Annotated in this window: 7 protein-coding genes; 1 reads left to right on the forward strand and 6 read right to left on the reverse strand. The window is 59.5% G+C overall.

Annotation, left to right across the window (positions count from 1 at the left end; all coding sequences use genetic code 11):
* Positions 1-112 precede the first annotated feature (112 nt).
* Positions 113-589, forward strand: a complete 477-nt coding sequence (locus WAW39_RS18540) for a peroxiredoxin (RefSeq protein WP_422320672.1) — start codon at positions 113-115, stop codon at positions 587-589.
* Positions 590-733: 144 nt separating this feature from the next.
* Here WAW39_RS18540 and WAW39_RS18545 read toward each other — a convergent pair whose 3' ends face one another.
* The 6 genes from WAW39_RS18545 to WAW39_RS18570 form a co-directional block, all read right to left on the reverse strand.
* Positions 734-982, reverse strand: coding sequence for a hypothetical protein (locus WAW39_RS18545; RefSeq protein WP_422320673.1), 249 nt, complete (start codon positions 980-982; stop codon positions 734-736).
* Positions 983-1001: 19 nt separating this feature from the next.
* Positions 1002-2534, reverse strand: coding sequence for a hypothetical protein (locus tag WAW39_RS18550; RefSeq protein WP_422320674.1), 1533 nt, complete (start codon positions 2532-2534; stop codon positions 1002-1004).
* 56 nt (positions 2535-2590) lie between these two features.
* Entirely contained in the window at positions 2591-3466 is an 876-nt protein-coding gene (locus tag WAW39_RS18555) for a peptidase C14 (protein WP_422320675.1), read from the reverse strand.
* 374 nt (positions 3467-3840) lie between these two features.
* A complete protein-coding gene (locus WAW39_RS18560; RefSeq protein WP_422320676.1) occupies positions 3841-4035 on the reverse strand; it encodes a DUF6334 family protein in 195 nt (64 codons plus the stop codon).
* Between the two features lie 129 nt (positions 4036-4164).
* Entirely contained in the window at positions 4165-4827 is a 663-nt protein-coding gene (locus WAW39_RS18565) for a YoaK family protein (RefSeq protein WP_422320677.1), read from the reverse strand.
* Positions 4811-5073: hypothetical protein (locus WAW39_RS18570; RefSeq protein WP_422320678.1), on the reverse strand; the 263-nt coding region annotated here is incomplete at its 5' end. The genes WAW39_RS18565 and WAW39_RS18570, both read right to left, overlap by 17 nt.

The raw sequence follows: 5073 nt of genomic DNA on the forward strand, positions 1-5073 counted from the left end.
AGCCCCCCCTCTGCCCCATTGACTTCCCCCCACCCCACAATCACCAATCCCCTCTTCTTTTTTTTCCTCAATTTTTGCGCCTTTTTGCGGCCAATCAATTCCCGTCCCCCCCATGCCCAAACCCGCCCTCCACACCCCCGCCCCCGACTTCACCGCCCCCGTCATCGGCGGCAGCTACAAAACTGAAACCACCCTCACCCTCAGCCACCTTCGCGGCCAAAAAGTAGTCCTCTACTTCTACCCCAAAGACGACACCCCCGGCTGCACCAAGCAAGCCTGCGCCCTCCGCGACGCCTGGTCCCAGATCACCAAGAAAGCCCTCCTCTTCGGCATCAGCACCGATCCCCTCAAGCGCCACGCCAAGTTCATCGAAAAGTACACCCTCCCCTTCCCCCTCATCGCCGATCCAGACCACACCATCGTCAACGCCTACGGCGTCTGGGTCGAAAAAACCCTCTACGGCAAAACCTACATGGGCACCGAGCGCAGCACCTTCATCATCAGCGAGACCGGCCACATCACCGCTATCCTAGAAAAGATAAAACCCGACGAGCATCTCGAACAAGTCCTCGCCGCTCTCGCTTCCTGATCCTCCTCCTCATCCACCCTTGGCAGTGTTTCAGCACCCAAGCCCCTGAAGCAAGCCGGGCATAGGCAGGCGTTCTCACAAAATATCCCGGGGGCATCGGCGCTCAAGCGCGCGCCATGCGCGGTCTTGCCGGGCCGGCGTTTGTCACACCTCACGTATGTCCTCAGCCATCAGCGTCCCGCCCAGGATGAACCCATCACAAACCACCGTTTTCCCTTCCAGCGCCGCCACGACCTCGTCTCCATAGGTCGGGCCCGTCTTGCGGCGCAGAAGGTACTTATGGTCGCCAGCCTGGGTCACCAAAAAAACCGCCGTCCGTTCGCTCTTGCTCCCGAGACCGTAGGGCCCCTGCACCACCCGCCCTTTCAAGCCAGTCACATGTTCAGGAGTCATACGCAGATTCAGTGCCCCATCATCGTTGGTAATAAATTCGGTAGTCCACAATCCTGCCGTTCAGCTCTTTTGCAACCACTCCCACGCCAAGATGCAGCCCATCATGCGTCTTCTTCGGCTTCCACACATTGATGAAGTAACGCGACGGCACCGCCTCCGATTTCCCGCCCCTCTTCTGCTTCGGCGCCTTGTTGCGCACCGCAAAGGCGGAAAACGGCTTCGCATCCCCGATCCCCGCCTTCTTCGCGATGTTGGCCAGCGCGGCCTTGGTCGTAGGCGTCACCCTGCCCGTTCGCACCTTCTTCGAGGCGGTCGGTTTCGTCTGCGAAAGGAATTCCCCCATTTGTTTGAGTTTCACACGTCGCTCAGCACGGGCAAAGCGTTCTGCGCTCGCGTCCGTTGTACCTTTCGCCACCTTGGTGTCCCCCGCTGCAGCCACCGGCTGGACACTCGGGTCCCCCAGCAGGCAAAACTGGGCCAGGGTCTTTAAATCAAAGGGATCCATCTGGCTGTTGCGCTCCACAAAATGCTGTCGTGCGATCAGCGCCGCCCTTCCCAGTGAGGCACCTCCCAGCACTTGGATCAAAAAGTCCTGGCAGATGTAATCCGCCGATCCGTTGCTGTCTGCTGGTCCATAAGCAATCGTCGTGCTGCCAAAAAAGCCATAGGCCCCCTGGCGCAGGTAGCTCTGGCAGATCGGCATGTCGATTCCCAGCGTCTCCGAGTCGTAAAGCTCCCCGCCATAGCAACACTCCGCCGCAGCCACCGTGCCCTCCTTGATCTGGCCCGCCGCGTCCTTCGTGGTGACGGAGGGCGGATAACTGCTGCCCTTCTGACCATAGAACTGCGGATCAGCCTCGCCTCCATGGCAGTTGATGAAGTGCGTCAAAGCCTTCATTTCGCCCTGCGGGTAGCTCGGCCCGGCTGTGGGTGATGTCAGCAGGGAGGTGGCATTCCCGAAGACGTTTTCCAGGCTCAGTGTCGTGGAGCCCTTCCAAACATGCGCGGAAAGTCCAAAGTATTTGGCATAGTTCTGGGCGGGGCGGCTTTGGTAGCCGGCGGCCACCGCCAGCAAGGAGATCAGGTGGGCAGGATCACTCGCCCCTGCCAGATCCGGCAGCCGTCCCACCACACGCGCAGGCCCCACAAATTTCGCCGGATCACGTGAGTACGGCACATCACACGCATAGGGAAGATCCCCCTCCGCGTTGGCATCATCATCGTTCCCCGGGTCAAAGGCCGGGTTGATGAGATCCTGATGCGGCACCACATCCGGTGCTCCCAAGATCATCAGATAGTCCGGGCTGGCCGCCTTGGCTATCGCATCGATGGCATCCTTGTTCTGCTTCGGGCTGGATGCCGTCGTCACAGCCACCCCGCCCAGCTTTTTCATCGCAGCCTCGTCATCCAGGTAAATCACGGAAGTCTTGATCCCACGGTTCGCGTCCGCCTTCAGGACGTCCTTCAAAGCCTTGTTGATCTTGGTGAGCCCCTCCTTGCCATACTTTTGACTCAGGGCCGTTTTGTTGGTGATGATGATTTTGTCGTTCATAACTTTGGAATATGGAAGTGGATGAAGCGGGCGGTCCGTGCGGCACGCCCCGGGGATCAAGGAGGCGGAAGCAGCGGATTGATGCCCTGGTCGAAAATCACCTTCGCGATCTGGGCAAATCCCTCCGGACTTGGATGGATCTCGTTCACCCACCAGTTGCGGTCCCGCGCAGGCAGCGTGCCCTGCGTGTTCACCAGCACAAAACGTCCCGCGCTCTTCTGCGCGATCTCTGCGATACGCGCCGCAAACTGGCTCAGCAGATGCTTCACGATGGCATACTGCTCATCCGGGTCTGTGATCGACTTCGCCACCATGTAAGGATGCATCCACGAGCGTCCTGAATCCACCTTGATCAGGCCGTTCCAAAAGCTCGCCCCCTCCGGGCTGGGAATCGCCCAGTCGTAGGCATGGCTCACGATCTTGATCTTGCGGTTCCGCGAATATTCCCCCACCAGATCCACCAGATCCGCATAGGAGCCCGCCACCCGCTCGATGCGCCTGTCCAGGCGCTCCTTGATCAGGCAGTCCAGTGGATTGGTCACCGCCTTCCGGTCGCGCAGAAAAAAGTTGAAGTCGTACTGGCCCACCAGGTCGTTGCCACCGCCGGAAAACAGCAGCAGGTCATACTCAGTGCGGGCGATCCGTGTCAGAAAATCAAGCTTGGCATCCCCGGACACCATCGCCACGGCCTCGTCACCATTGGAGGCAATGTCGTCGATCTCCAGATCCTTGTGCGCTTTGCGCAGGCAGGAGATCACATTCCCCGCCGCGCCGAAGACCAGCTGCCGGCGCGGATACGCAAACCACGAATCCCCCTCCGCCAGCAAACGCGCCCGCGGCGGCAGCGCATGAGTTTTCACAGGCTGCGCAAGGCCTTCGTTGATGTCTATCTGACGCTTAAGCTCGTTCAGTTCTCGTAGTGTGATGTCCATGGGGTGTCTGTGTTAAGGTTGAAATTCAAAGGGAGTGAGCCTCAGCAGAAGAGCGGCCGTACGCATTCAGCCCTCACGCGGGCGGATGAAAGGGCATGCGCCTGTGCGCAGGGCTCGCGGCAGGCCTGCGCCCACCATCTCTTCGCGCCTTTGGCCGAAACAAAATTGCGAGGCAGAAACATCTTTCTTCATCATTCCAGGTTTTATATTCTTGGATAACGGATGATTACCTACGCATGAGATAGCTTACAAAATAATCGCTCTATTTCATCACGTACCCGGCATCAAATGCAACTTTTATATTTTTTAAATAAACATTCACCTTAGGCTCATGACCGCAATCAATTGACTTTTAGCCTCTTGGAAACAGCGAATTAATTTTCCGCCTGCCCCCTCCACCCTGACACCCAAATCCCCGATGCCACCGCCTTGAACTGCACAATCGCCTCCCGCCTCAAACTCCCATCCCTAAACTCCAACTGCAGCGCATCAAAATACCCCTGCTGATTCGTCATCGCCCAGGCCCAAAAAAGACAAAGCCCATGCGCCTCCGCAAACAACAAAACCAACTCCCGTCCTGACGGACCAGCGCCAGTCCCGCCGAGCAGGCTGGGGTGAGGCTAGCGAGCGGGAGTTTTGGATCGTGCCGACGGTGGCGGTGGCGGTGGCGGTGGCGGTGACGCAGACGGTGCGGTGAGTCACCCGTGGCGCATGTGGGCGTAGAGGGTGTAGCCTGCGGCGGCCATGCCTGTGAGCGCGGCGGGGATGTAGAGGGTGTTGTAGGAGTAAACGTCGAAGAGCAGCGTGCCGAGGACGCCGCCGAGCATGAAGGAGCCGACGAGGGTGGCGTAGAGCCGGACGCGTTTGGCATCCACGCTGAGGCCGCGCAGCCAGTGGCCGAAGGCGGCGCCGAGATCGGTGAACATGCCAGAGACGTGGGTGGTGCGCAAGACGGCGCCGCTGTAGGTGCTGGCCATGGCATTTTGCAGGCCGCAGGCAGCGGAGGCAAAGTAGCTGGCGAGGCCGTTGTTTGAGCGCATGAGGGACGCGGCGACCATGAGGAGCAGGCTTTCGATCAAGAGCGCCACGCCGTAACGCCGCCCGAGTTTGAGCGCATCCTTCTGCACGATGAAGCCGCTGAGCGCAGCGCCGGCTACAAAGGAGAGCAGCACCATGCCGAGGTCCGACACGGCCGCGAGGTCATGGTGCGCTACGGCGAGGGTGAAAAGGGTGGTGCTGCCGGTGACGTGGGTGACGGCCTGATGGGCGTAGCTTTTCAGTCCCACGGCATTGACCATGCCGGCGTTTGCCGCCAGCAGAGCGCCGCCTGCCCAAGCCCATCGTTCAAGTTTGTGAATCATGCCATTGCTGCTTCCCCCGCCAGCGCGAAACCGAATGACCGCGTGCAGGCGGCGGCACTTTACACTCCATGCGGCTGGCGTCCGGTGAAAAATCCACCATCTCTATGATGAAAGCGATGCTCAGCCCTGCACCTAGCCATGGCAAGCAGGATGCCGATTGACTCAGGCGTGGCGATTCGACTAGGATTTTCTTAAATCCAGACTTTCGATTGAAGATAAATCCAAGCCATGCGTTCAACCCCCAGC

Origin of the sequence: Prosthecobacter sp. (assembly GCF_049294395.1) — a bacterium.
Lineage (GTDB): Bacteria > Verrucomicrobiota > Verrucomicrobiia > Verrucomicrobiales > Verrucomicrobiaceae > Prosthecobacter.